Origin of the sequence: Parabacteroides sp. 20_3, assembly GCF_964238835.1 — a bacterium.
Taxonomy (GTDB): Bacteria; Bacteroidota; Bacteroidia; order Bacteroidales; family Tannerellaceae; genus Parabacteroides; species Parabacteroides distasonis.
Genome location: NZ_CAXSNO010000004.1, coordinates 401,745 through 426,647 on the forward strand (window position 1 = coordinate 401,745; position 24,903 = coordinate 426,647).

The 24,903-nt window shown below is 44.8% G+C and carries 31 protein-coding genes and 1 pseudogene; 3 read left to right on the forward strand and 29 right to left on the reverse strand.

Annotation, left to right across the window (positions count from 1 at the left end; all coding sequences use genetic code 11):
• Positions 1-11: 11 nt before the first annotated feature.
• From rplF to ACESPU_RS10880, 21 genes and pseudogenes are all read right to left on the reverse strand, one after another.
• A complete protein-coding gene (gene rplF, locus ACESPU_RS10780) occupies positions 12-563 on the reverse strand; it encodes a 50S ribosomal protein L6 (RefSeq protein WP_005853990.1) in 552 nt (183 codons plus the stop codon).
• Positions 564-579: 16 nt separating this feature from the next.
• The gene (gene rpsH, locus ACESPU_RS10785) at positions 580-975 is read right to left on the reverse strand and encodes a 30S ribosomal protein S8 (protein ID WP_005634758.1); all 396 of its coding nucleotides are present in this window, start codon (positions 973-975) and stop codon (positions 580-582) included.
• A 58-nt stretch (positions 976-1,033) separates the two neighbouring features.
• The gene (rpsN, locus tag ACESPU_RS10790; RefSeq protein ID WP_005853988.1) at positions 1,034-1,303 is read right to left on the reverse strand and encodes a 30S ribosomal protein S14; all 270 of its coding nucleotides are present in this window, start codon (positions 1,301-1,303) and stop codon (positions 1,034-1,036) included.
• A gap of 6 nt (positions 1,304-1,309) precedes the next feature.
• Positions 1,310-1,867, reverse strand: coding sequence for a 50S ribosomal protein L5 (gene rplE / locus ACESPU_RS10795; protein ID WP_005853986.1), 558 nt, complete (start codon positions 1,865-1,867; stop codon positions 1,310-1,312).
• On the reverse strand, positions 1,867-2,187 hold the full coding sequence (rplX, locus tag ACESPU_RS10800; protein ID WP_005853984.1) for a 50S ribosomal protein L24: 321 nt from the start codon (positions 2,185-2,187) through the stop codon (positions 1,867-1,869). Before rplX ends, rplE begins: the two co-directional genes overlap by 1 nt.
• Positions 2,188-2,206: 19 nt before the next feature.
• A complete protein-coding gene (gene rplN / locus ACESPU_RS10805) occupies positions 2,207-2,572 on the reverse strand; it encodes a 50S ribosomal protein L14 (protein WP_005853982.1) in 366 nt (121 codons plus the stop codon).
• Position 2,573: 1 nt separating this feature from the next.
• Complete coding sequence (gene rpsQ, locus ACESPU_RS10810; RefSeq protein ID WP_005853980.1) at positions 2,574-2,831, reverse strand: 30S ribosomal protein S17; 258 nt, start codon at positions 2,829-2,831, stop codon at positions 2,574-2,576.
• A 9-nt stretch (positions 2,832-2,840) separates the two neighbouring features.
• Entirely contained in the window at positions 2,841-3,038 is a 198-nt protein-coding gene (rpmC, locus tag ACESPU_RS10815) for a 50S ribosomal protein L29 (protein WP_005853979.1), read from the reverse strand.
• A 5-nt stretch (positions 3,039-3,043) separates the two neighbouring features.
• On the reverse strand, positions 3,044-3,478 hold the full coding sequence (gene rplP / locus ACESPU_RS10820; RefSeq protein WP_005853976.1) for a 50S ribosomal protein L16: 435 nt from the start codon (positions 3,476-3,478) through the stop codon (positions 3,044-3,046).
• Positions 3,479-3,498: 20 nt separating this feature from the next.
• Positions 3,499-4,233 (reverse strand): 30S ribosomal protein S3, encoded by a 735-nt coding sequence (gene rpsC, locus ACESPU_RS10825; protein WP_005853974.1) that lies wholly within the window; start codon positions 4,231-4,233, stop codon positions 3,499-3,501.
• A gap of 7 nt (positions 4,234-4,240) precedes the next feature.
• A complete protein-coding gene (gene rplV, locus ACESPU_RS10830; RefSeq protein WP_005853972.1) occupies positions 4,241-4,651 on the reverse strand; it encodes a 50S ribosomal protein L22 in 411 nt (136 codons plus the stop codon).
• Between the two features lie 52 nt (positions 4,652-4,703).
• Complete coding sequence (rpsS, locus tag ACESPU_RS10835) at positions 4,704-4,973, reverse strand: 30S ribosomal protein S19 (RefSeq protein WP_005634738.1); 270 nt, start codon at positions 4,971-4,973, stop codon at positions 4,704-4,706.
• Positions 4,974-4,993: 20 nt separating this feature from the next.
• Positions 4,994-5,818: a 50S ribosomal protein L2 gene (gene rplB / locus ACESPU_RS10840; protein ID WP_005853970.1), complete on the reverse strand. Its 825-nt coding sequence runs from the start codon at positions 5,816-5,818 to the stop codon at positions 4,994-4,996.
• 8 nt (positions 5,819-5,826) lie between these two features.
• Positions 5,827-6,120, reverse strand: coding sequence for a 50S ribosomal protein L23 (rplW, locus tag ACESPU_RS10845; protein ID WP_005853968.1), 294 nt, complete (start codon positions 6,118-6,120; stop codon positions 5,827-5,829).
• An 11-nt stretch (positions 6,121-6,131) separates the two neighbouring features.
• Positions 6,132-6,761 (reverse strand): 50S ribosomal protein L4, encoded by a 630-nt coding sequence (gene rplD / locus ACESPU_RS10850; protein ID WP_005853966.1) that lies wholly within the window; start codon positions 6,759-6,761, stop codon positions 6,132-6,134.
• On the reverse strand, positions 6,761-7,378 hold the full coding sequence (gene rplC / locus ACESPU_RS10855; protein WP_005853963.1) for a 50S ribosomal protein L3: 618 nt from the start codon (positions 7,376-7,378) through the stop codon (positions 6,761-6,763). Before rplC ends, rplD begins: the two co-directional genes overlap by 1 nt.
• A gap of 19 nt (positions 7,379-7,397) precedes the next feature.
• Positions 7,398-7,703: a 30S ribosomal protein S10 gene (gene rpsJ / locus ACESPU_RS10860; RefSeq protein ID WP_005853961.1), complete on the reverse strand. Its 306-nt coding sequence runs from the start codon at positions 7,701-7,703 to the stop codon at positions 7,398-7,400.
• Between the two features lie 22 nt (positions 7,704-7,725).
• The gene (gene fusA / locus ACESPU_RS10865; protein WP_005853959.1) at positions 7,726-9,852 is read right to left on the reverse strand and encodes an elongation factor G; all 2,127 of its coding nucleotides are present in this window, start codon (positions 9,850-9,852) and stop codon (positions 7,726-7,728) included.
• 23 nt (positions 9,853-9,875) lie between these two features.
• Complete coding sequence (rpsG, locus tag ACESPU_RS10870; protein ID WP_005853957.1) at positions 9,876-10,352, reverse strand: 30S ribosomal protein S7; 477 nt, start codon at positions 10,350-10,352, stop codon at positions 9,876-9,878.
• A 153-nt stretch (positions 10,353-10,505) separates the two neighbouring features.
• Complete coding sequence (gene rpsL / locus ACESPU_RS10875; protein WP_005853956.1) at positions 10,506-10,916, reverse strand: 30S ribosomal protein S12; 411 nt, start codon at positions 10,914-10,916, stop codon at positions 10,506-10,508.
• Between the two features lie 323 nt (positions 10,917-11,239).
• A pseudogene (locus tag ACESPU_RS10880) lies at positions 11,240-11,822 on the reverse strand (HU family DNA-binding protein).
• Between the two features lie 314 nt (positions 11,823-12,136).
• On the opposite strand from ACESPU_RS10880, the gene ACESPU_RS10885 reads away from it, so the two are divergent.
• From ACESPU_RS10885 to ACESPU_RS10895, 3 genes are read left to right on the forward strand one after another with little or no spacing between them, the layout of a single operon-like run.
• Complete coding sequence (locus ACESPU_RS10885) at positions 12,137-12,691, forward strand: hypothetical protein (protein ID WP_227154222.1); 555 nt, start codon at positions 12,137-12,139, stop codon at positions 12,689-12,691.
• The gene (locus tag ACESPU_RS10890) at positions 12,679-12,966 is read left to right on the forward strand and encodes a virulence-associated E family protein (RefSeq protein ID WP_229033106.1); all 288 of its coding nucleotides are present in this window, start codon (positions 12,679-12,681) and stop codon (positions 12,964-12,966) included. Before ACESPU_RS10885 ends, ACESPU_RS10890 begins: the two co-directional genes overlap by 13 nt.
• 39 nt (positions 12,967-13,005) lie before the next feature.
• Positions 13,006-13,239 carry a DUF3874 domain-containing protein gene (locus tag ACESPU_RS10895; RefSeq protein ID WP_227154224.1) on the forward strand — a complete coding sequence of 78 codons (234 nt, stop codon included), beginning with the start codon at positions 13,006-13,008 and terminating at the stop codon, positions 13,237-13,239.
• A gap of 51 nt (positions 13,240-13,290) precedes the next feature.
• Here the strand turns inward: ACESPU_RS10895 and mutL are convergent, their stop codons facing one another.
• The 8 genes from mutL to recQ form a co-directional block, all read right to left on the reverse strand.
• A complete protein-coding gene (gene mutL, locus ACESPU_RS10900; RefSeq protein WP_005867111.1) occupies positions 13,291-15,138 on the reverse strand; it encodes a DNA mismatch repair endonuclease MutL in 1,848 nt (615 codons plus the stop codon).
• The gene (locus tag ACESPU_RS10905) at positions 15,138-15,440 is read right to left on the reverse strand and encodes a hypothetical protein (RefSeq protein ID WP_005867110.1); all 303 of its coding nucleotides are present in this window, start codon (positions 15,438-15,440) and stop codon (positions 15,138-15,140) included. Before ACESPU_RS10905 ends, mutL begins: the two co-directional genes overlap by 1 nt.
• Positions 15,441-15,469: 29 nt before the next feature.
• A complete protein-coding gene (locus ACESPU_RS10910) occupies positions 15,470-17,071 on the reverse strand; it encodes an OstA-like protein (protein ID WP_005867109.1) in 1,602 nt (533 codons plus the stop codon).
• Entirely contained in the window at positions 17,068-18,432 is a 1,365-nt protein-coding gene (locus ACESPU_RS10915) for a peptidylprolyl isomerase (RefSeq protein WP_373133359.1), read from the reverse strand. Before ACESPU_RS10915 ends, ACESPU_RS10910 begins: the two co-directional genes overlap by 4 nt.
• 25 nt (positions 18,433-18,457) lie before the next feature.
• A complete protein-coding gene (locus tag ACESPU_RS10920; RefSeq protein ID WP_005867108.1) occupies positions 18,458-19,312 on the reverse strand; it encodes a hypothetical protein in 855 nt (284 codons plus the stop codon).
• Positions 19,313-19,325: 13 nt separating this feature from the next.
• Positions 19,326-20,912: a peptidylprolyl isomerase gene (locus tag ACESPU_RS10925; protein ID WP_057326857.1), complete on the reverse strand. Its 1,587-nt coding sequence runs from the start codon at positions 20,910-20,912 to the stop codon at positions 19,326-19,328.
• 108 nt (positions 20,913-21,020) lie between these two features.
• Positions 21,021-22,496, reverse strand: a complete 1,476-nt coding sequence (guaB, locus tag ACESPU_RS10930) for an IMP dehydrogenase (RefSeq protein ID WP_373133360.1) — start codon at positions 22,494-22,496, stop codon at positions 21,021-21,023.
• Positions 22,497-22,710: 214 nt separating this feature from the next.
• Positions 22,711-24,891: a DNA helicase RecQ gene (gene recQ, locus ACESPU_RS10935; protein ID WP_005853936.1), complete on the reverse strand. Its 2,181-nt coding sequence runs from the start codon at positions 24,889-24,891 to the stop codon at positions 22,711-22,713.
• Positions 24,892-24,903 lie beyond the last annotated feature (12 nt).

Here is a 24,903-nt window from a genome sequence, read left to right on the forward strand (position 1 = left end):
GTTTACGTAGATTACTTACCTGCTGACTTACCAGACTTTCTACGAATCTCTTCACCCACGAACTTAATACCCTTACCTTTATACGGTTCAGGCATTCTGAATGAACGGATCTTCGCGCAAATCTGACCTAATAATTGTTTGTCAGCCGATTCAAGGATAATAAGAGGGTTCTTATTTCTCTCAGACTTCGTCTCAACTTTCACTTCCTTCGGCAACTGCAAATAGATATTGTGAGTATAACCTAAAGAAAGATCCAATAACTGACCTGTATTTGAAACACGGTAACCAACACCTACTAACTCAAGCTCCTTCTTATATCCCTCTGAGCAGCCAACAACCATGTTGTTGATCAAAGAGCGATACAAACCGTGTAACGCACGATGATTCTTATCATCAGTAGGTCTTGTTAAATGGATAACTCCGTCTTCCAAAGTAACGTTAATATCAGGATTCACTTCCTGTACAAGTTCACCTTTAGGGCCTTTAACTGTTACTACATTATCCTTAATTGTAACTGTAACACCAGCCGGTACATGAATTGGTAATTTTCCTATTCTTGACATTCTTCTTCCCTCCTAATTAATAAACGTAACATAATACCTCGCCACCGATCTTCAGATCGCGGGCCTCTTTGTCAGTCATCACACCTTTAGAAGTAGAAAGAACAGCAATACCTAAACCATTCAATACTCTCGGCATTTCTTTGTAACCAGTGTACTTACGCAAACCGGGCGTAGAAACTCTCTCAAGTTTCTTAATCGCATTAACTTTGTTTACTAGGTCATACTTCAAGGCGATCTTGATCGTACCTTGAGGACCATCCTCTACAAACTTAAAATTAAGAATGTAGCCCTTGTCGAAAAGGATCTTAGTGATCTCTTTCTTTAAATTTGACGCCGGCACCTCAACAACTCTGTGCTTCGCTTTGATTGCGTTACGCAATCTTGTCAAATAATCTGCAATAGGATCTGTCATATAAATAATTAATTAAATTGATCCGGCCACCCGGACAATATTTAAACTAAAAAAACTCTTACCAACTTGCTTTCTTTACACCCGGGATTAAACCATTAGATGCCATTTCACGCAATTGGATACGAGAAATACCGAACTGGCGTACATACCCTTTCGGACGTCCTGTAATCTTGCAACGGTTGTGCAAACGTACAGGAGAAGCATTTTTAGGTAAAGCCTGCAAAGCCTCATAGTTACCTTCTGCCTTAAGCTGAGCTCTTTTAGCGGCATACTTAGCAACAAGCTTTGCTCTTTTAACCTCACGGGCCTTCATTGATTCCTTAGCCATAACTACTTAGTCTTTTTTTCCGTTTTTAAAAGGCAATCCAAATTCTCTCAAAAGAGCATAACCTTCTTCGTCTGTTTTCGCAGAGGTCACAAAGGTAATATTCATTCCCAATATTTTGGTAATATTATCGATATTTATTTCAGGAAAAATGATTTGTTCCTGAATACCGAGTGTATAATTGCCTCTTCCGTCTAACTTACTCTCAATTCCCTTGAAGTCGCGGATACGAGGAAGAGCGACACGAACAAGTCTCTCCAAGAACTCGTACATCTGCTCACGACGTAATGTCACCATCACACCGATCGGCATCTTCTTACGCAACTTAAAGTTAGAGATATCCTTTTTAGATACGGTAGCGACAGCTTTTTGACCGGTGATCGTAGACAACTCGCTGATAGCGATATCGATGATCTTCTTGTCAGCCGTAGCCATACCTAATCCCTGATTAATCACGATTTTCTTCAAAACAGGTACCTGCATCACGGATTTGTAACCGAACTCCTTCGTTAAGGCAGGAACAATTCTGTCTTGGTATTCTTTCTTAAGACTGGCAGTATTGCTCATTACTTAATTTCCTCCCCTGATTTTTTAGAATAACGCACTAAAGCACCCTTCTCATTCAACTTACGGCCGATACGTGTAGCTTTACCAGATTTCGGGTCAACCACGTTAAGGTTAGAAAGATGAATAGGAGCTTCCTTCTTTTCGATTCCTCCTTGAGGATTCTTCGCATTAGGCTTGGTATGCTTTGATACCACATTAATACCTTCGACAATCGCACGATTATCTTTTACAAGTACCTGTAAAACACGACCTGTCTTACCTTTGTCCTCGCCGGCATTAACAAATACTATATCGCCTTTTTTGATATGTAATTTACTCATTACTTTAAATTTTACGAGATTAAAGCACTTCAGGTGCAAGTGATACAATTTTCATGTTTGTTGCACGAAGCTCTCTGGCAACCGGACCGAAGATACGGCTACCACGGATATCGCCACCGGCATTCAATAATACGCAAGCGTTATCATCGAAACGGATATAAGAACCATCCGGACGGCGGATCTCTTTCTTAGTACGAACGATGATAGCCTTAGAAACAGCACCCTTCTTAACGTCGCTAGCTGGGATTACGCTTTTGATTGCTACTACGATCACATCACCTACAGTGGCATAACGCTTTCTCGTTCCGCCCAAAACACGGATACACAAAGCTTCCTTAGCTCCACTGTTATCTGCTACTACTAGTCTTGATTCTTGTTGTATCATCTTACTTAGCCCTTTCGATTATTTGAACTAATCTCCATCTTTTAGTCTTGCTCAAAGGACGAGTCTCCATAATCTTTACGGTATCGCCAATGTTGCATTCGTTATTTTCGTCGTGAGCATGATATTTCTTCGTCTTATTAACGAACTTTCCATAAATGGGGTGTTTTTCCTTCCATTTAATGGCAACCGTGATGCTTTTATCCATCTTGTTGCTCGTTACCACGCCCGTTCTTTCTTTTCTTAAATTTCTAGTTTCCATCAGGCTCAATTATTTGTTGTTAAGTTCTCTCTGGCGCAATTCTGTTTTCATGCGCGCAATCAATCTGCGTTGCTGTTTAATCTGAGAAGGATTATCCATAGGCGAGATGCTATGGTTAATCTTCTTCTGATCATAGGCCGCAACCTCTGCATCTACTCTCTCTAGCAACTCTTTCGTGCTTAGTTCTCTAATTTCTGCAATCTTCATAACAATTACGCATTTTGATTTTGCATGTCATAATCACGTCTCACAACAAACTTGGTTGTAACCGGAAGTTTTTGTGCGGCAAGGCGCAACGCTTCCTTAGCGATATCAAAGGGAACACCTTCGATCTCGAAAATCAGACGACCCGGAGTAACAGGCGCAACAAATCCCTCAGGATTACCTTTACCTTTACCCATACGAACCTCTGCAGGCTTCTTCGTGATTGGCTTATCCGGGAAGATACGAACCCAAACCTGACCCTGACGTTGCATATAACGTGTAACGGCGATACGGGCAGCCTCGATCTGACGACCGGTAATCCATTTATTCTCTAATGACTTTATTCCAAAAGAACCGAAGGCCAGCTGGTTGCCACGTTGAGCTTCGCCCTTCATGCGACCTTTCTGCTGTCTTCTGAACTTGGTTTTCTTTGGTTGTAACATCTCTACTTAAATTCTAACGTTTAACGATTAGCTCTTTTTCTCTTGAAGTTCTTGTCTCTGTTGCCACCGGCATTGTCGTTTCTACGGCCTGTCTCCTTGGCAGCAGTGAAAGAAGGAGCAAGATCGCGCTTGCCATAAACCTCACCACGACAGATCCAAACCTTAACACCCAGCAAACCAACTTTTGTCAAGGCCTCAGCCAAAGCATAGTCGATATCTGCTCTAAGAGTGTGCAACGGAGTTCTTCCTTCCTTATACATTTCCGAACGAGCCATTTCAGCGCCATTCAAACGACCAGAGATTTGAATCTTTATACCCTCGGCGCCCATTCTCATGGTAGAGGCGATAGCCATCTTTACCGCGCGACGATATGCGATTTTACCTTCAAGCTGACGTGCGATGTTGTTTGCTACGATAACAGCGTCCAATTCAGGTCTCTTCACCTCGAAGATGTTGATCTGCACTTCTTTATCAGTGATCTTCTTCAACTCTTCCTTCAACTTATCAACTTCCTGACCACCTTTACCGATGATGATACCCGGACGTGACGTACAAACAGTGATCGTGATCAACTTAAGCGTACGTTCAATAACGATACGAGATACACTAGCTTTTGCAAGACGGGCATTCAAATATTTACGGATTTTGCTATCTTCCAGCAAAGTATCCCCGTAATTCTTACCGCCATACCAATTGGAATCCCAACCACGGATAATTCCTAAACGATTACTAATCGGATTAACCTTTTGTCCCATCTACAAATTAATTTTGACTATCGTTTTTACTAAGTGTATCAACAAACAGAGTTACGTGGTTCGAGCGTTTACGAATTCTGTAACCTCTTCCTTGAGGAGCCGGACGCATTCTCTTCAACGTAGTAGCGCAATCAACGCTGATTGAAGATACGCATAACTCTCCAGCTTCTGCTTTACGTTCATTTTTCTGTTCCCAGTTTGCGATTGCTGAACGAAGCAATTTTTCTACTCTTGCTGCAGCTTCCTTGTTAGAAAACTTCAAAACACCAAGCGCACGGAATACTTCCATACCGCGAATCATGTCTGCTACCAAACGCATCTTACGAGGAGAGGTAGGAACATTGTTCAACTTCGCGAAATACATGGTCTTTTGGGCTTCTTTTCTTGCTTCAGCTGATATTCTTTTTCTAGCACCCATTTTATTCGATTCTTTTTATTTTCAGATTCCTGAATTCCTGTTACTACCGATATTATTTCTTCTTGTTACCGGCGTGACCGCGGAAAGTACGTGTCGGTGAGAACTCTCCCAACTTGTGACCTACCATATTCTCGGTTACGAAAACAGGAATAAATTTATTTCCATTATGAACTGCAATAGTATGGCCTACGAAATCAGGCGAAATCATTGAAGCTCTTGCCCATGTCTTAACTACGGCTTTCTTTCCTGACTCATTCATTGCCAGAACTTTCTTCTCAAGCTTTACATTAATATACGGGCCTTTTTTTAGCGAACGACTCATAGTTTACTTAATTAATCAGATTATTTCTTTCTTCTTTCAATAATATACTTTGAAGAATGCTTCTTAGGAGCTCTAGTCTTCAAGCCCTTAGCATATAAGCCATTACGGGATCTAGGATGACCTCCGGAAGAACGACCTTCACCACCACCCATTGGGTGATCAACCGGGTTCATAACAACACCACGGTTACGAGGACGACGACCTAACCACCTAGAGCGACCGGCCTTACCTGATTTTTCAAGAGCATGGTCTGAGTTGCCAACTGCGCCAATTGTAGCCTTACAAGCCGCAAGAATCTTTCTAGTTTCACCAGAAGGCATCTTAATAATCGCATAAGCGCCTTCCTTTGAAGTCAGCTGAGCGAATGCACCTGCGGAACGTACCATTTTGGCACCCTGTCCAGGACGAAGCTCAATATTGTGAATAATAGTACCAACGGGAATATTTGCCATAGGCAAAGTATTACCTACCTCAGGAGCGGCGTCGCTACCTGAAACCACTGTTTGGCCAACTTCCAATCCGTTCGGAGCGATGATATAGCTCTTTGCTCCGTCAGCGTAATACAACAAAGCGATACGAGATGAACGGTTAGGATCATACTCGATAGACTTTACTGTCGCAGGAATGCCATCTTTGTTTCTCTTGAAATCGATAATTCTGTACTTTTGTTTGTGACCGCCACCGATATAACGCATTGTCATCTTACCAGTGTTGTTACGTCCACCTGTACTCTTCTTACCTACTACAAGAGACTTCTCTGGTGTACTTGCAGTGATTTTATCAAATGCACCAATAACTTTGTGTCTCTGCCCCGGTGTCGTGGGCTTTAATTTACGTATTCCCATTTCTCTTTTTAGATATTACTAAAGAAATCAATTGTTTCTCCTTCTTTCAACGTTACGATCGCTTTCTTGAAAGCAGCTTGCTTGCCGTTGATGATACCTGATTTTGTATAACGGCTTTTACGCTTTCCAGAGTAGTTGATGGTGTTAACATCAACTACTGTAACACTGTACATGTCCTCTACAGCTTTCTTTATCTCCAATTTGTTGGCATCAGGAGAAACACGAAAACCATAGCGATTCGGAAATTTCTCTGTGATCGCTGTTTGTTTCTCAGTTACTATAGGCTTAATAATAATTCCCATTATTCTACTCCTTATGCTTTAAAATTTTGTTCAACAACAGCGACTGAACTTTCCGTTAAAACCAAATTAACAGCGTTTAACACAGCGTATGTATTTAGTTCAGAAGCAGTTATTACACTTGCCTTCTCTAAATTTCGAGCGGACAAATATACTAAATTATTCTTCTCCGGTAAAACCATAAGTAACTTTTTATCAGCCACTTTCAAGTTTTTAGCAATTGTTATAAATTCTTTAGTCTTAGGAGCTTCCATTGTGAAATCCTCTACGACAACAATCGCATTGTTCTTTGCCTTGTAGCTCAATGCTGACTTACGAGCCAAAGATTTTACTTTCTTGTTCAGCTTGAACTCATAATCACGAGGCTTCGGACCGAATACACGGCCACCACCAACCAACACCGGAGAGTTGATATCACCACGACGTGCGCCACCACCACCTTTCTGACGGATCAGCTTACGTGTACTACCAGATACTTCGCTTCTCTCTTTAGACTTATGCGTTCCCTGACGTTGATTTGCCAAATACTGCTTTACGTCCAAGTAAATAGCATGATCGTTGGGTTCAATGCCGAAGATCGCATCGTTCAAAGTTACCTTTCTTCCGGTATCTTCACCTTTAATATTAAATACGCTCAGTTCCATTACTTTTCAATTAATAAGATTGAACCTTTTGCTCCTGGAACAGATCCCTTTACCAATAAAAGGTTGTGTTCCGGCATTACCTTGATCACTTGAAGATTCTGAACGGTTACACGTTCGTTACCCATCTGGCCGCCCATTCGCATGCCCTTAAATACCTTTGCGGGGTAAGAACAAGCACCGATAGAACCCGGCTTACGAGCACGGTTATGCTGACCGTGAGTAGTCTGACCTACACCACCAAAACCATGACGTTTTACTACACCTTGGAAACCTTTACCCTTTGATGTACCCACTACATCCACGAAACCTGCGTCTTCCAAGAAGTCTACAGTGATCACGTCACCCAACTTGTACTCAGTTTCGAAATTCTTGAACTCGGCCAAGTGTCTTTGAGGTGCTACACCGGCTTTCTTGAAGTGACCCATCTCAGGCTGTGTCGTGTGCTTCTCTTTCTTCTCTTGGAAACCCAACTGTACAGCTTCATAGCCATCTTTCTCCAAAGTCTTGATCTGTGTAACCACACAAGGACCCACTTCGATAACAGTGCATGGAAGATTTTTTCCCTCGGCACTGAAAACGGATGTCATTCCGATTTTTTTTCCTAATAATCCTGGCATTTCACTAATTGTTAAAAACTTACACTTTAATTTCTACTTCTACACCGCTAGGTAATTCTAGCTTCATCAAAGCGTCAACTGTCTTCGCAGTTGAGCTATAGATATCGATTAATCTCTTATAAGAAGAGAGTTCGAACTGCTCACGAGATTTCTTGTTAACGAAAGTAGAGCGGTTCACTGTAAAGATACGTTTGTGCGTAGGAAGAGGTATAGGACCGCTAACGATAGCACCTGTAGCCTTTACCGTCTTTACGATCTTCTCGGCAGACTTGTCTACCAGAGAATAATCGTAAGACTTCAATTTAATTCTGATCTTTTGGCTCATATTTATTATATGTTTCTAAATATTATTTGATCAAATCAACGCGACCTTGCACCTCTGTCAATACTTGCTTAGCGATAGAAGAGGATACTTGAGCGTAGTGTGAGAACTGCATTGAAGATGTAGCACGACCTGAAGTAATCGTACGCAAAGCTGTCACATAACCGAATGTCTCAGCCAATGGAACCTTAGCCTTCACGATACGAGCTCCCGTACGGCTAGTCTCCATACCCTCAACTTGTCCACGACGCTTGTTCAAGTCACCGATAACGTCACCCATGCTCTCTTCTGGAGTAACAACCTCCATCTGCATGATCGGCTCCATCAATACAGGACCTGCCTTAGCGGAAGCGTTCTTGAACGCTTGGATAGCAGCGATCTCGAAAGACAACTGGTCTGAGTCTACCGGGTGGAAAGAACCATCGATCAAAGTCACTTTCAACTTGTCAAGCGGATAACCAGCCAACACACCGTTCTTCATAGCCTTCTCGAAACCTTTCTGTACGGACGGGATGAATTCCTTAGGAATGTTACCACCCTTCACCTCATCGATGAATTGCAAAGTACCCTCGAAGCTCTCGTCTGCCGGCTCCATACGAACGATGATATCTGCGAACTTACCACGACCTCCAGATTGCTTTTTGTAAACCTCGCGAAGCTCAACCGGCTGCGTGATAGCCTCCTTATAAGTAACCTGCGGACGGCCTTGGTTACATTCAACCTTGAACTCACGACGCAAACGGTCGATGATGATATCCAAGTGAAGCTCACCCATACCGCTAATAACGGTCTGACCTGTCTCCTCGTTTGTCTGTACGCGGAAAGTAGGATCCTCCTCGGCCAACTTAGCCAAGCCCATACCCAACTTATCCATGTCTTTCTGAGTCTTAGGCTCTACAGCGATACCGATAACCGGTTCCGGGAATTCCATAGACTCCAATGTGATCGGATGGTTTTCGTCGCAAAGCGTATCACCTGTACGGATATCCTTGAAACCAACACCTGCTCCGATATCACCACAACCAATCACCTCCATCGGGTTCTGCTTGTTAGAGTGCATCTGGAACAAACGCGAGATACGCTCTTTCTTTCCGGAACGAGTGTTCAACACATAAGAACCAGCGTTGATAGAACCTGCGTATACACGGAAGAAGCACAAACGACCTACATACGGGTCGGTAGCGATCTTAAATGCCAACGCCGTCAACGGCTCCTCGAACAAAGGTTTACGAGTGATTATTTTATCAGGATCTGAAGGATCCGTACCCTCGATAGCCGGAGTATCTTCAGGAGAAGGCAAAAACGCGCAAACTGCATCCAATAAAGTCTGTACACCTTTGTTCTTGAAAGAAGAACCACAAGTCATCGGGTTGATCTGCATAGCCAACGTACCCTTGCGGATAGCAACCATGATCTCCTCTTCCGTGATCGTAGAAGGATCATCGAAGTATTTCTCCATGATAGCGTCGTCGCACTCAGCCAAAGCCTCAAGCATCTTATCGCGCCATTCCTCAGCCTCAGCTTGCAAGTCTGCCGGGATCTCTTCAACGCTATACTCGGCACCCATAGTCTCGTCGTGCCAGAAGATAGCCTTCATCTTGATCAAGTCGACAACACCCTTGAAAGTCTCCTCAGCTCCGATAGGGATCTGGATCGGACAAGGATTAGCTCCTAATACGTCCTTCAATTGGCGTACTACCTCATAGTAGTTAGCACCCGAGCGGTCCATCTTATTAACGTAACCGATACGAGGTACATTATATTTATCAGCCTGACGCCATACAGTCTCAGACTGGGGCTCAACACCACCTACGGCACAGAATGTAGCAACAGCACCATCCAATACACGAAGAGAACGTTCAACCTCAACCGTGAAGTCTACGTGTCCCGGAGTGTCAATCAAGTTGATTTTATAACGGTTGCCCAAATAGTTCCAGAATGTAGTCGTAGCAGCGGAAGTAATCGTGATACCACGCTCCTGCTCCTGCGCCATCCAGTCCATTGTAGCAGTACCATCATGAGTCTCACCGATCTTGTGTGTCAAACCTGTGTAAAACAAGATACGTTCAGAAGTCGTTGTCTTACCAGCGTCAATGTGAGCCATGATACCGATGTTCCTAGTGAACATCAATTGCTTATCGTTGTTTGCCATATTCTTTTTATTGCCTTAAAAAATTAAAATCTGAAGTGAGCGAACGCACGGTTAGCCTCAGCCATACGGTGCATATCTTCTTTTCTTTTGAATGCGCCACCTTGGTTATTGAAAGCATCTACAATCTCTGCAGACAACTTATCAGCCATAGTCTTACCTCCACGTTTACGTGCGAAGATAATAAGGTTCTTCATAGAAATTGACTCTTTACGATCCGGGCGGATTTCAGTAGGGACTTGGAATGTAGCACCACCTACACGGCGTGACTTAACTTCGACTTGAGGAGTAATGTTATCAAGCGCAGCTTTCCAAATTTCGAGAGCGGACTTTTCCTCGTTAGGCAATTTGCCCTTAACGGTTTCCAAAGCGGAATAGAAAATTTCGAAGGCAGTATTTTTCTTGCCATCATACATCAAATGGTTAACGAATCTCGTAACCTTTACATCACCGAAAACAGGATCCGGAAGGATCTGTCTTTTCTTTGGTTTTGCTTTTCTCATTTTGTTTTCAAAAATTTGTTCTTGTCGTTGGTTGCCTTTAATTTGTCTTCAACGGTTCCGCTGAACCATTTACTCAACCTTATAGCCTATCCAAATAACTCAAACCTGTTTTAATACTTAAATTTAAATCTCAGTTTGAAGGCATGTAATTAATTACTTCTTCTTACCTTTTGCGGCAGCTGCTGCTTGACCCGGTTTCGGACGCTTAGCTCCATATTTGGAACGTCTTTGCGTACGGCCGTTAACACCCGCTGTATCCAACGTACCACGTACGATGTGATAACGCACACCCGGAAGGTCCTTTACACGACCACCACGTACCAATACGATAGAGTGCTCTTGCAAGTTGTGTCCTTCTCCCGGAATATAGGAGTTAACTTCCTTACCATTTGTCAAACGTACTCTCGCTACTTTACGCATTGCAGAGTTAGGTTTCTTCGGAGTCGTAGTGTAAACACGTACGCAAACGCCACGTCTTTGAGGACAAGCGTCCAATGCGGGTGATTTACCCTTCTCCACCAAAGTTTCCCTTCCTTTTCTAACTAATTGCTGAATTGTAGGCATTTCTTTCTTTTTTTAAACTTTGAATGTGTTATTATTATTTATCTAATCTTTTCCTATTTCGAGCCGCAAAGTTACGCATTATTTTCGGACAATCAATAAGTTGTGCCTGTTTTTTTCGTATACTCCGCACTAAAAACGGTGCAAAGGTACATATTTGTTCCCGTTTGGCAAGGTAGGCTCTTGTTGTATTTATTAATATTTAACATTTACTATCTCTATTTACCGATAAGTTTCATGCGTCACGGGCTTCACACAAACTCAATCCCCTTAAATCAAACGAGTTCCTGTGAAGCCTGTGAAAGCAATGGGATCGGATCGACGATTTACCTAGCCGCCACGTAAAGCGACTGGTGGCGGGTGCCGATATCACGCAATTTACCCGCCTCGACGAATTGATGCAGACGGCGGCTGGCCGTACTACTCGTCAGTCCGCAAAGCCGCTGGAAAGCAACACGGGTCATATATTCATGCTCGGCAAAATTGGTCGATGCGCTCAGGCTCCAATTGGCGGGAATGGGATTTGTACTTGGCTCGTTCCAGCGTCATCGTCTTCAAGCTATCTTTCAGCTCTACCTCAGGACGGAAAGCCACGGACTTGAAACGGATGGACTCCGCACGTATCTCGTGCGTGGATTGTACGGCCGGGCATTGCAACGTGACTTGCAAATACCCCAACCCATCGATATGTACACGTTTTCCTTCACGCAAATATTCCGCTGTCACCTCGCTTAAAGAGATAAGCACGGCGGCTACGTCTGCCGGCGTGACGGTACATCGACCATGGATACGTTTGGCCAGATCATCCGTATCGATCGTGCCAGATGATACGATACGTGCGTGAAAACGAGGACGCTTCATGCTATCCTTCGATACCGGAGTCTTGTAAAAGTCATATTTTGCTGCCATATATCTAGTATGAGATTAAAAGGTTATTCATAAGAACATCGTATGCTATTAGTCATTTCACAAGGGTGATATGATCTTTTCACCTATGTGAAACGATCGTTTCATGATTGTGATACGTTCTTTTCACATAGGTGAAAAGATTATAGGCACTTAACAAAGGTATTACATTCATACCACCTAAACAAGAGTTCTTCCTAGTATTTTGGACAAATTACTTTTATTTCAAATGATAATATAAATATTTGGAAAACTTCAAGTTAACAACCTATATTCGCAGAAGAAAACGGTAAAAATAACCTCTAAAACATAGTATCATGAAAACTGTATTGGATTTTTTAGGCCAGCTATGGCTTCGCTTCTTAAAACCGAACGGGCCAATCACCATACCACACCAAACCGAAGGTAAAGCCAAACGATTTAGCGACAATAACTCACTCCTTCAAAAGAGTCTGGAGACTTTCCTCCAAGAAATCATCGAGTTCCGTTTCAACTTGTTGAGCGACGAGACTGAATATCGATACAAACGATCAGAAGCGGATCGCTTCTATCCGGTGACGCAACGTGACCTAAATAGCATTTGCATGGAGGCAAGACGGACGGGGATCGATTGCTGGGATCGGGATGTGAATCGTTTCGTATATTCAAAAGAAGTAAAAGAGTATCATCCTTTCCGGCAATATATGGAGCGGTTACCCGAATGGGACGGGAAAGACCGGGTAAGCGATCTGGCACGACGGGTCTCCTCAGAACCGTTATGGGTGGAGGGGTTTCATCGCTGGATGCTCGCCTTGGCCTCGCAATGGATGGGTTCGGGCTCATCAACCTCGATGAGTTCGACCGGTTGCCCGACCGTAAAATGGTTTTGCTGAAAAATTGGATGCAGATGGCCGGGATGAACGTACGCAAGGCACACGCCAAGCATTTCCACCCCCTACCCCGCCTAGCCTCATTTATTGGCACTACGAACCAGAAGAACCTATTAAGCGACCCCACGGGAAGCCGCCGTTTCCTATGCGTGGAGGTGCAAAGCAAGATTAATTGCGAAGGTATCGAGCATGATCAAATCTACGCCCAGCTGAAAGACGAGTTACAAAAAGGAGAGCGCCATTGGTTCACCTCCGGAGAGGAGGAGGCGATCATGTGATCGAATGAGGCTTTCTATAAACGTCCGATCGAGGAAGATGTGTTCCACGCCTGCTTCCGGGCCGCATGTCCGGGAGACCTAAATGTACATCCACTATCAGCTGCCTCCATTTTCCAGATATTAAAGGAAAAGAACCCAGCAGCCATGCGCGGTAGCACGGCAAGCAATTTCGGAAAGGTACTGACCGCCCTCCATATAGAGCGTAAACACACCCGCTACGGCAATCTTTATCAAGTAGTGCCGCTCACCCTTCACACGTTTCACAGGATTTAGCTGTAGCACAAGCAAATGCGGCCAGTGAAACCTATGTCATCGAAATCATCCCTAGCACTTAAATCTTCTCTCCAGCTCCTCATCTGTCAGCATGGAGATAATCGTCTTTCCATCCGGGGTCAGGTTCGAGTCCGGACAAGAGAATAGGGAGGCGATCAGATGATCCATCTCTTCCGAGGATAAGGATTTGCCGGGACGGATAGCGGCGGCTTTCGCTAAAGACAAGGCGATGGCTTCGCAGATCTTCTCATGCACCTCGCATCCGGTCTCGATCGCCCGGTCCACGATATCCTTTACCAAGTTCACCGGATCAAGGTTCTCTATACCAGCGGGCAGGCCATTGATCGCGTAATTGTCATTTCCCAGATTGCTCAGATCAAAGCCGACGAAGCGCAAATCCTCCAATAAGGAAGGCAGTACAGCCGCCTCGGCAGCGGTAAACTCTACGATCTCCGGGAATAAGACTTGTTGGGATACACCTTGCTGCTGACGGATATTCGACAGGTATTGGTCAAACAAGATACGCACATGCGCACGATGCTGGTCAATAATCGCCAGACCCGATTTCAAGGATGTCACGATATATCGTCCTTTATATTGATAGCAAGGATTGCTTACCTCCGTAAACAGGTTTTCCGGGTTCGAAGCCTCGGCCGGCAATTCCTCGATCGGGGCATCCTCGAAACTCTCGGACTCCAGTTGGGCAGCCACTCGATCGTTCTCAAACCCTTGATATAATTTAGACCAATCGAATTCCGGTTTTTTATAGGAAGTAGTGTCAAACGGATTATAACTGGAATCCACTTGCACTTTCGGGGCCTTATAAGTACTAGGCTCACTTTTCTTGACCGGGTTGTAAACAGGAATATCGATCGCATCCTCCACGTCGAAATCAATCGTAGGGATAGCGCTCGATTTAGCCAACGCCTCCCGGGTAGCGGCCATCAAGATCTGCCAGATCGGTTGCTCGTTCTCAAACTTAATCTCCGTCTTTGTCGGATGGATATTGACATCGATCGAGGAGGGATCCAACGTGAAATAAACAAAATAATTCGGCATATCCCCGGCAGGAATCAATTGCTCATAGGCCTGCATGATCGCCTTATGGAAATAAGGATGCTTCATATAACGACCATTCACAAAAAAGAACTGCAATGCCCCTCGCTTCTTCGCCGAGTCCGGACGCCCCACGAAACCGGAAATAGTCACCATGGAACTTTGGGCATCCAGAGAGAGCAACTTCTGGTTTAAACTCTTACCATATATATTAATGATGCGCTGACGTAACCCCGACTCGGGCAGATTGAATATCTCCGCGTCATTATGATAAAGAGACATACCCACCTGCGGATTCACCAAGGCGATTCGCTCGAACTCATTGATGATATTCCGGAATTCCGTCTCATTCGACTTCAAGAATTTCCGGCGGGCGGGAACATTAAAGAAAAGATTCTTTACCGAGAAGATACTTCCCTCGTTACAAGCCTCCGGCTCGATACTCTCCAAGTTAGACCCCGCGATGGACAGGCAGGTACCAAGCTCCGCCCCCCTAGCCCGGGTACGCAACTCTATATGGGCGACAGCGGCGATAGAGGCCAATGCCTCACCCCGGAAACCCATCGTATGCAAAGAGAATAAATCCTCGGCCGTAGAAATCTTAGAAGTAGCGTGCCGCTCAAAAGCCATGCGAGCATCCGTCTCGGACATACCTTTCCCGTCATCGATCACCTGTATCAATGTCTTACCCGCATCCTTAATGTTCACTTGGATATTGGAAGCGCCAGCGTCCACCGCATTCTCGACCAACTCTTTAACGACAGAGGCCGGACGTTGAATCACCTCTCCCGCCGCGATTTGATTGGCGATATGATCCGGAAGTAAATGAATGATATCGCTCATTACCAGAACAAATACCAAAAGAAAGCAGCCAAGACAGCCAAGGCTACCGCCAGTTTCACATTCTTATACTTACGAGCCCGGGAATCCTCGCCCCGCCCCACGCTTCTCTTCAAATGTGAGGTGCCTTCAATAAAAGTTCCCTTGATATGCGGCTTATATTCCTCCAACGATTCCTCTACACCCATTTCACGTTTGACCTTACTTATACGTTCCTCCAAGGCTTCCTTATGGGGGTCCCAATAAATAGGCTTATGATCATATTGACGCGGTTTACGCATGTTATAAAACGAGAAAAGTGCCATAGCTTTACCTATTAATTATGAATACGACGCTAATGTACGAATTTATTGCTTCTTTTCGGAGCATCTTGAGCTTTTCTTTTCACGACCTGATAAATATCATCCTTATCTTTCGGACGGATATAATCAAACCAATAAAAGTCTTTCAAGTATTTCTGGTCGGGCTTCAAATCAGGAATAGGGGTCATCGTACCTGTTGGAGTCGGCCAGATCTTCAGTTTATCCAACTTATTGTCTTTTAGCCAGATCGTAAGGAAACCGCTCTTGGTCTCGTTCATGCCGACCATCGAACCGTCCTTCTCCAATGGGAAGAAAATCGATTCGGCGTTGCCCGACACATCGATCTGATTCACGACCTGTCCCTCGAAATAAGCCTTCAAGTCATTTCCCTTTAATTGATTGAACGCAGTAGAATCGATTTGCTGTATCGCGAAAGCGAATTGCTTCACGTGAGCGAAATCGATCGAGCTATCATTCATAAATATCAAGATCGTATCCCCATAGATCTGATACTGTTCATTCCAAACGATAGGGTCCGTATACATATATAATATAGAGTCTCTTGTATTAAACTGCATCGAATCGCAAACACCTTGCATATCCGTCCGATAGAAACGGACGCCGTAATAAGCTTTTACTTCCCGGTAAAGGGAGTCCACCGTAGTCATCTTCAAGGTATCACCATGCAGAAACAATGTATCCCCTTGGCTGAATTCCAAGAAACGGGCGCTATCCGTAGCGAAAGCATACTCGGTCTTCTCATTGTAAAAGCCATATTGGCCTTCCAGCATGACATGCTGCGCCGTGTCTTGCAGACTCATATTACCGAACGCTTCCCCAAAACCCAGTTCCCGGTTGTAGGCGATAGAGTCGCCCGTCAAGATACGGTCGCCGGAAACCACCTGAGAACGATCCAATAGCAAAGAGGTATTATTCACGGTATCGTACCAACCCCTGGAAGAATAGATCGTGCCGCTATCCGACACGATAATGGATGGTCCGAGTATCGTGGCGATCTTCGAGTCCGTATTATAATGCAAGGTATCGGAATACAACGTGAATTGCTCATTCTCCAGACGGACGCTATCATTGAAGATAGCCAATTTCGTACTAGGCGAATATTGCCCGTAAAAAGAAGAGAGCTGATTCAAGGAATCGACAATCAGACCTCCGTCGAAATAATATCCGATATCCGGGATTCGCTCATAGTTCAAGCTATCCGTAAACAAGGTAACCTGCCCATTCTCCATGCGGACATTCTCCCGCAAATAAGCGATCTGGGTATTTCCATCGTAAAACAGGTAATTTCCATACACGAACAAGGTATCCCCTTGTTCCATCCGAACATTACTAAACGCTTCCAAGGAATTGGTCTGCTCAAAGAAATATGCGCTATCGCAATACATATACGAACTATCATGGCGAAAACAAACATCACCATTCAGTACTTGAGCCTCGGCGTTCCTCTCCTTATCGAACGAAAGCGTATTCGCATGCTCCAAAAAGACCTTCGTCTTCTTGGGAGCGACACTATCTTTGGCGGCTACCACCGTGCTATCTTGCGTTTGCGCAAATACGCCAACCGATAAAGCACACGATAAGAGCGCTAGAAATAACCTGTTAATTAGTCTCATTCCTTAATCCAACCCGGATATTTGAAATCACAATTCCTCCAACCGTCACTAATACGCACATAGGTTGATTTTTGTTTCTTCGTGATCCAGTCGTTCAATAATTCCTCACGTTTCTTAGCCTCTACGATCGCTTTCAAAGCTTGGAAGTCATCGGCCAAATTCGCCTTATGTCCTTCCGTCCGAGCTTTCAGCTTAACAATAGCTACTACCTCTTTCTGCTTGTTCGTCAACATGGTAAAAGGCTTGGAGATCTCTCCGACTTTCATGTCATATACCACCTTACCGATTTCCTGTGGAAGTTCTTGCATCTCGAACTTAGGGGTTCCCATATTGCTGCTCTCGTAATCTTGGTTTACCATCAAACCCTTATTATTACGTGTATCCTTGTCGTAAGAGACGAATGTAGCGGCTTCCTCAAACGTGAACTTATTCGCCTGCAAATCATTGTACAATGAATCCAGACGAGTGGTAGCATCCGCCAACTCCTTATCGGAAACCTTCGGTTTCAATAAGATATGGCGGCAGTTAATACGGTCTCCACGCTTCTCGATCAATTGGATGATATGGTAACCATACTCCGTCTGTACGATCTGGGAGACACGTTTCGGGTCTTTCAAGTTGAACGCGACGTTCGCGAACTCCGGCAACAGCTGTGTCTTGCTCATGAAACCCAGCTCACCACCTCGAGACGCCGAACCCGGATCTTCCGAGTACAAACGGGCCAACGTGGAGAATTCCATCTTGCCGGAATTAACCTGCTCCGTGAAATCACGTAAGCGGGCCTTGATAGCGTCTGTTTCCTCAAACGGAATCTTCGGTTCCAAGGTAACGATTTGCACCTCTACTGTCGTAGGGATGTTCGGCAGGCTATCCTGAGACAACTGGCTGAAATATTTACGCACCTCGGAAGGTGTCAGCTTGATCTCGCCGATCAATTGATGCTGCATCTGTTGCACTACCTGCTGCTCCCGCACCATCTCCTTACGCTCATCCTTGATCTGGGAAAATTTCTTACCGAAATATTCCTCCAATTTCTCGCGAGACCCGATTTGGTTCACAGCCATGTTCATCCATTGATCCACGCTCTGGATCACTTGGTTCTCGTTCACGGTGATACTATCGATCCTTGCTTGATTCAGATATAGTTTCTGTATCGCCATCTGCTCCGGGATCACGCAATACGGGTCGCCATCCAAACGGACCCCCTCGTTTTGATTATACAAACGCTGCGTCTCAATATCCGAACGTAAAATAGCGTCATCTCCTACCACCCACACAATTTCATCGATCACATTGTCTTGCGCCATTACAATGCAAGAACAACAGGCAAGAAAGAATACACTTAAAATCTTTTTCATCATGTCTACCCATTTATAAAATTAGAGATCACGGCTCGGAATGGAATTCCACGTCACCGCTCCGGATCGCATCGTTATATAACTCGTCTTCAAATTTTTTCAAGAATTCAACTTTTCGTTGGTTGACCAGCATTTCCGTGACGTGCGGACTGGCATAATCATATGGCTCCACACTGCCGGAAGGTAAATATTCCTTGATATTCAACAGATAACAATAACTGCTATCCGCCACCTCAACATACTTATTCGCCTTCAGAAACGCATTCGGATTCGACACATGGATCGGTATATTATCCATTACCTCATCGAAATCAACCCATTTGTCGTAAAAGTACTCATAAATCGTGGCATTTTGCACACTATATTTCTCAATTTTTTCTAAAGAGGCCACATCTGTGGATTTGTACCACTTTTTGACGTCGGTAAGTCCCGGGGCATCAACCGGGATTTTCAAGAATAATCCCTTGATCAAGCCTTTATCCAAGATAAACTTTTTCTGGTTTTCCTCGTAATAGTTTAATTTATCACTTTCCCGGATATCAGTTTTCAGCTTCTCCTCCACCAATCGTTCCTGATAACGGTAACGAACCAAGGAACGCCTGTACTCCTCTACCAATTTATCGACCTCCTCTTTCTCATCCCCCAAGTTACGCAAAGCCACATCGTACACCAATACATCCTTTACCCATTTCTTGGTAAAGCTCTCGGCCAGCAACAGACTATCAGCGGAGGAAATCCCCCGGGGTATTAGCTTATTCACCTCCGAACGATTTAGGGTACGTCCTTTCACGCTAACCAAGACATCCGTAGTATCAGCTGGCTGAGAACCTTTACAGGCACCCAACAACACAACGAACGCTAGGAACATGAAGACTATCCTCATATCTATCTTTATTTTATTTCTTTAGTTTCTTCAATAATTTCCAGTTGACAGTCACCGGATATTTTTTATTCAAATCCGCAATCCACTTCGCTTCCAACACCTTCTGCTGGGCGGAGGGTTTGCTCCAGATCTCCCGGTTGCTGACCTCAAACAACAGAATCCCATCCCGGTACTCCTGCATCAAATGAGGGATCTCCGGATGTTTTGTCTCCAGATTCTTACGCTCGGCGGTCGTTACGATATCGCGGATAAACAAATCATAGACCTCTTGCATAAAATCACCCGCATACGTTTTTGTCGAGAACGGGCAACGTTGGATATAATAAGCGAACTCCGCTTGCGGGAAATCCTTTCCATCCAATTGCATAAGCGTCTTGTTCATATCCTTCGCTTTCTCATAAAACGCCTCGTCCGTGGGGAAACAATCATTACATAACGCTTGCAGCTCCGCATAGGCTTCCGGATAGAAAACGTATCCGTATTCTTTTTTCATACGATCGTCGAAAGCTTTATATAACTCGAAGTTACGTTCACCCTGCCCCATACGTCTCGACAAGGCTTTTTCCTCTTCCTCAAACGAAGGGCGTCCCTTCTTATCGATCAACTTAATGATATGGTAACCAAAACGAGTTTCCACCACCCCGGATAAATCACCCGGCTTGCTCAACGCAAAAGCGGCTTGCTCAAAAGGCTGGACCATCTCGCCGATCCCGAACCAAGGTAATACCCCCCCTTTTTTAGCGGAAGCCGCATCCCCCGAATACTCTTTCGCCAACTCACCGAAATCCGCACCCTCTTGTACTTGCTTATAGACAGCTTGCGCTTTTGCCAGAAAAGCCGATGAGTCCTGAATAGCGGAATCTTTCGGGAATGCGATCAAGATATGAGCGACACGTACCCGTCCCGGATTAGGTTTGCGGCTATGGACTTTTATTAAATGAAATCCTAATTTCGTGCGAACAGGTTCAGACACCACGCCAATCGGCAAAGAATAGGCGGCATCCTCGAACACTTTCAGGGATTGCATCGGGAGCAAGCAACGTACATATTCGCAAGCGACATGCTCCTTGTCCTTCTCGGCCAAAGCTTTTCCGACTGTTTCCATATCTTCTCCTTTCTGGAGACGTTCGTATACTCGCATGGCTTCTTGATATACAGCTACCGTATCTTTGGAGACCGTCTTCTCCGGCAAACGGAATAAGATGTGGGTCAACTCTACCGAGTGATCCCCCCGGTCATATACCGCACGGGCAGCCGCTTTCTCACCCTCCTTATCCGACATATAGCTATCGATCAACTGAGCCCGGTATCCATCCAGCTCACTTTTGAATGAGGATGTCTGGTCGATCCCTAAAGATTCCGCCTCCGCTACTTTTAGCTTAAAATTTTTAAATAGCTCGACATAGTTTTTGACGGACTTTGTATTCGATAAATCCACCTCTCCATTCTTCTCTGCGATAAAAATAAATTCAGATAAAGGCACTTGTTTTCCAGCGACCATCATAACGACCGAATCGGATGCGGTTTGAGCGTTAACTGTCACACAAGCGAATACCCCTAATGAAATAAGTAACTTTTTCATCAAAAATTCTTTTACCATAGCACGAATATACATTACAAAAATAACACTAATCTAACGGAGAGCCGACAAGAAAAGTATGCTATCCCATTAAATTAGTGTTTTTTATAAAACGTAAAACTTGTATTACTATTCACCGCGGCTATAATTCGGAGCCTCTTGCGTGATCGCTACGTCATGCGGATGGCTCTCTTGCACACCTGCATTGGTGATTCGAGTAAAACGAGCTTTATGCAACTCCTCGATATTATGAGCCCCGCAATAACCCATTCCCGCACGTAAACCACCTACCATTTGGTAAATGACCTCATACAAAGAACCCTTAAACGGAACACGGGCAGCGATTCCCTCCGGAACCAGCTTCTTCACGTCGTCCTCCACATCTTGGAAATACCGATCCTTGGACCCCTTTTGCATAGCTTCCAACGACCCCATTCCACGGTAAGACTTAAACTTTCGGCCATTGAAGATAATCGTATCGCCCGGCGACTCCTCTACACCCGCCAACAGAGATCCCATCATCACGGAAGATCCACCAGCGGCGATCGCCTTCACGATATCACCGGAGTAACGCAAGCCACCGTCAGCGATCAAAGGCACACCAGTTCCTTCCAACGCCTTCGCCACATCGTAAATAGCCGACAACTGGGGAACACCCACACCAGCGATCACACGAGTTGTACAAATCGAACCCGGACCGATACCTACCTTCACGGCGTCCGCCCCGGCTTCCACTAAATATTTAGCAGCCTCGCCCGTAGCGATATTACCGACCACACAATCAATATGCGGATATTGCGCCTTAATCTGTTTCAAGACATCCACCACACCTTTTGAGTGACCATGTGCCGTGTCGATCACCAAAGCATCCACCCCGGCATCCACCAAAGCGGCTACACGCTCGAAGGTATTGAACGTAACGCCTACACCGGCAGCTACACGCAAACGACCTTTCGAATCCTTGCAAGCCTTCGGTTTATCTTTCGCTTTCGTTATATCTTTATAGGTAATCAAGCCGATCAACTTATTATGGCTATCAACCACCGGTAACTTCTCGATCTTATGTTCCTGAAGGATCTGAGCGGCGGCCTCCATATCCGTAGATTGTCCGGTTACGACCAAATTCTCTTTCGTCATCACCTCATCGATAGAGCGGTTCATATCCTTTTCGAAACGCAAGTCACGGTTCGTCACGATACCAACCAAATACCCGCCTTCATCCACCACGGGAATACCGCCAATCTTATATTCAGCCATCATTGCCAAGGCATCCGCCACACGTTTGCCCTTCGTGATAGTCTCCGGATCATAGATCATTCCATTCTCCGCACGTTTAACGGTCTGGACCTGCTTTGCCTGCTCGGCGATCGTCATGTTTTTATGAATCACACCAATACCTCCCTCACGGGCGATAGCGATAGCCAACTTGGCCTCGGTAACCGTATCCATAGCGGCCGATACCATCGGTATATTCAATGTGATATTACGTGAAAACTTTGTCGTGAGATCGACATTACGAGGAAGAACTTCCGAATAAGCTGGGATTAACAATACATCGTCAAACGTTAACCCATCCATAACGACCCTGTCTGCAATAAATGACATAGAACTTATGCTTTAAAAATTATTGCGTGCAAATATACGACTTTTCACGCAATAAATCGATACGGGAGAAATTAAAAATTCGATTCAGAAGAAAATAAACTTTCATCCGAACGAAAACAAAATTCCTTCCGAAGGAAAAATAAATCTCTTTCGGAAGGAACAATAAGCTTCTTTATTTGTTTTTTCTTTAGAGTGGAACCGGGCCACCCTTCCATTAGTTTGCCATTTCAGACAAGAACTTGATACGGACCAAGCGAATCTCCTCTTCCGTATAGTCACCGCCTAATTCCTCGATGGCGTCTTCCAGACCGTCGGTCTCCGAGTCCTTGAAATACTCGTAAATATCCTCGATATGATCCTCATCCATCACATCATTCAAGAAATAATCGATATTGATACGTGTACCGGAATATACGATCGCCTCGATCTCATCCAAAAGCTCGGTGAACTCAAGTCCGTTAGTCAACGCGATCTCGTCCAGCGCCACCTTGCGGTCGATCCGCTGAATGATTGAGACCTTCAACTTGGACTTATTAGCGACCGTACGTACGCGCAAATCCTCCGGACGCTCAATCTCGTTCTCCTCTACATGTTTCTTGATCAACTCAATGAACTCCTTGCCATAACGTTTCGCCTTACCAGCGCCCACTCCCGGGATATTCTGCAACTCGTCCAACGTGATCGGATAAGTAGTAGCCATAGCCTCCAAAGAGGGATCTTGGAAAATCACGAAAGGCGGAACTTCCAACCGCTTGGATAATTTCTTACGCAAATCCTTCATCATGGAATAAAGAACCGGGTCTACCGCACAAGAGGCTCCCCCACGAACCGGAACTTCCTCTTCCTCTTCCTCGAATTCATTGTCCTCGGTAATCTTGAACGATACCGGCTTCTTCATGAACTCCTTACCTTTTTCCGTGATTTTCAGCAAACCATAATTCTCAATATCCTTCGCTAAATAGCCAGCGATTAAAGCCTGGCGAATAACGGCGTTCCAAGTTTTATCATCCTCGTCCTGTCCGGAACCGAAGACCTCTAATTCATTGTGCTTGTAATTTTGGATTTCGGAGGTTTCGTTACCTACCAAAATATTTACGATATAATCTGCCTTAAACTTTTCTTTCAACGTACTGATAACCTCCAGTACCGCACTTAACAATTCCTTCGCTTCCACCTGCTTCTTTGGGTTCAAACAATTATCACAATTACCACAATTATCTTCCAGGTATTCCTCACCGAAATAATGCAATAGCACTTTTCTCCGGCAGACGGAAGTCTCGGCATAGGCCGCAGTCTCTAAAAGCAACTGTTTGCCGATTTCCTGTTCGGCCACGGGCTTTCCTTGCATGAATTTCTCCAATTTTTGCAAGTCCTTATAAGCATAGAAAGCGATACATTGGCCTTCTCCGCCATCCCTACCGGCACGACCGGTTTCCTGGTAATAACCTTCTAGGCTCTTCGGGATATCGTAATGAATCACATAACGGACATCCGGCTTGTCGATACCCATACCGAAAGCGATCGTAGCCACGATCACATCCGCCTGTTCCATCAGGAAGGCATCCTGATTGGCGGAACGTACTTGCGAATCCATTCCCGCATGGTAAGGCAACGCCTTTATCCCGTTGGCTTTCAAGATGTCGGCAAATTCCTCCACCTTTTTACGGCTCAAACAATATACGATACCCGATTTACCCTCGTTGGCTTTAATATACTTAATGATCTCGCGGTCTATATTCGTTCCTTTCGGACGAACCTCATAATACAAATTAGAGCGGTTGAAGGATGATTTAAAGACTGTAGCGTCTATCATACCCAGATTCTTCTGGATATCGTGCTGCACCTTAGGTGTGGCGGTAGCGGTCAGAGCGATTAACGGACGTTTACCGATCTCATTGATGATCGGACGGATTCTTCGATATTCCGGACGGAAATCATGTCCCCATTCCGAGATACAATGCGCCTCGTCCACCGCATAGAAAGAGATCTTTACCTGACGCAGAAAATCCACGTTCTCTTCCTTGGTCAAGGACTCCGGTGCTACATACAGCAACTTGGTACGTCCTGATAATATATCCGATTTCACCTGGTCGATAGCCGACTTATTCAAAGAGGAATTGATAAAATGGGCGACCCCATCTTCCTCACTGAAATTCCGCATCGCGTCCACCTGATTCTTCATCAAAGCGATCAACGGAGATATCACGATCGCAGTTCCTTCCATTAGTATGGATGGTAATTGATAACAAAGAGATTTACCTCCCCCCGTCGGCATTAATACAAAAGTATCCTTCCCGGCCAGCACGTTCTCAATAATAGCCTTCTGGTTCCCCTTAAAGGTACCGAAGCCAAAGTGCCGATTTAGCTCTTCTGTTAAATGATCCTTCTTTGCCATACTTCGTATTAT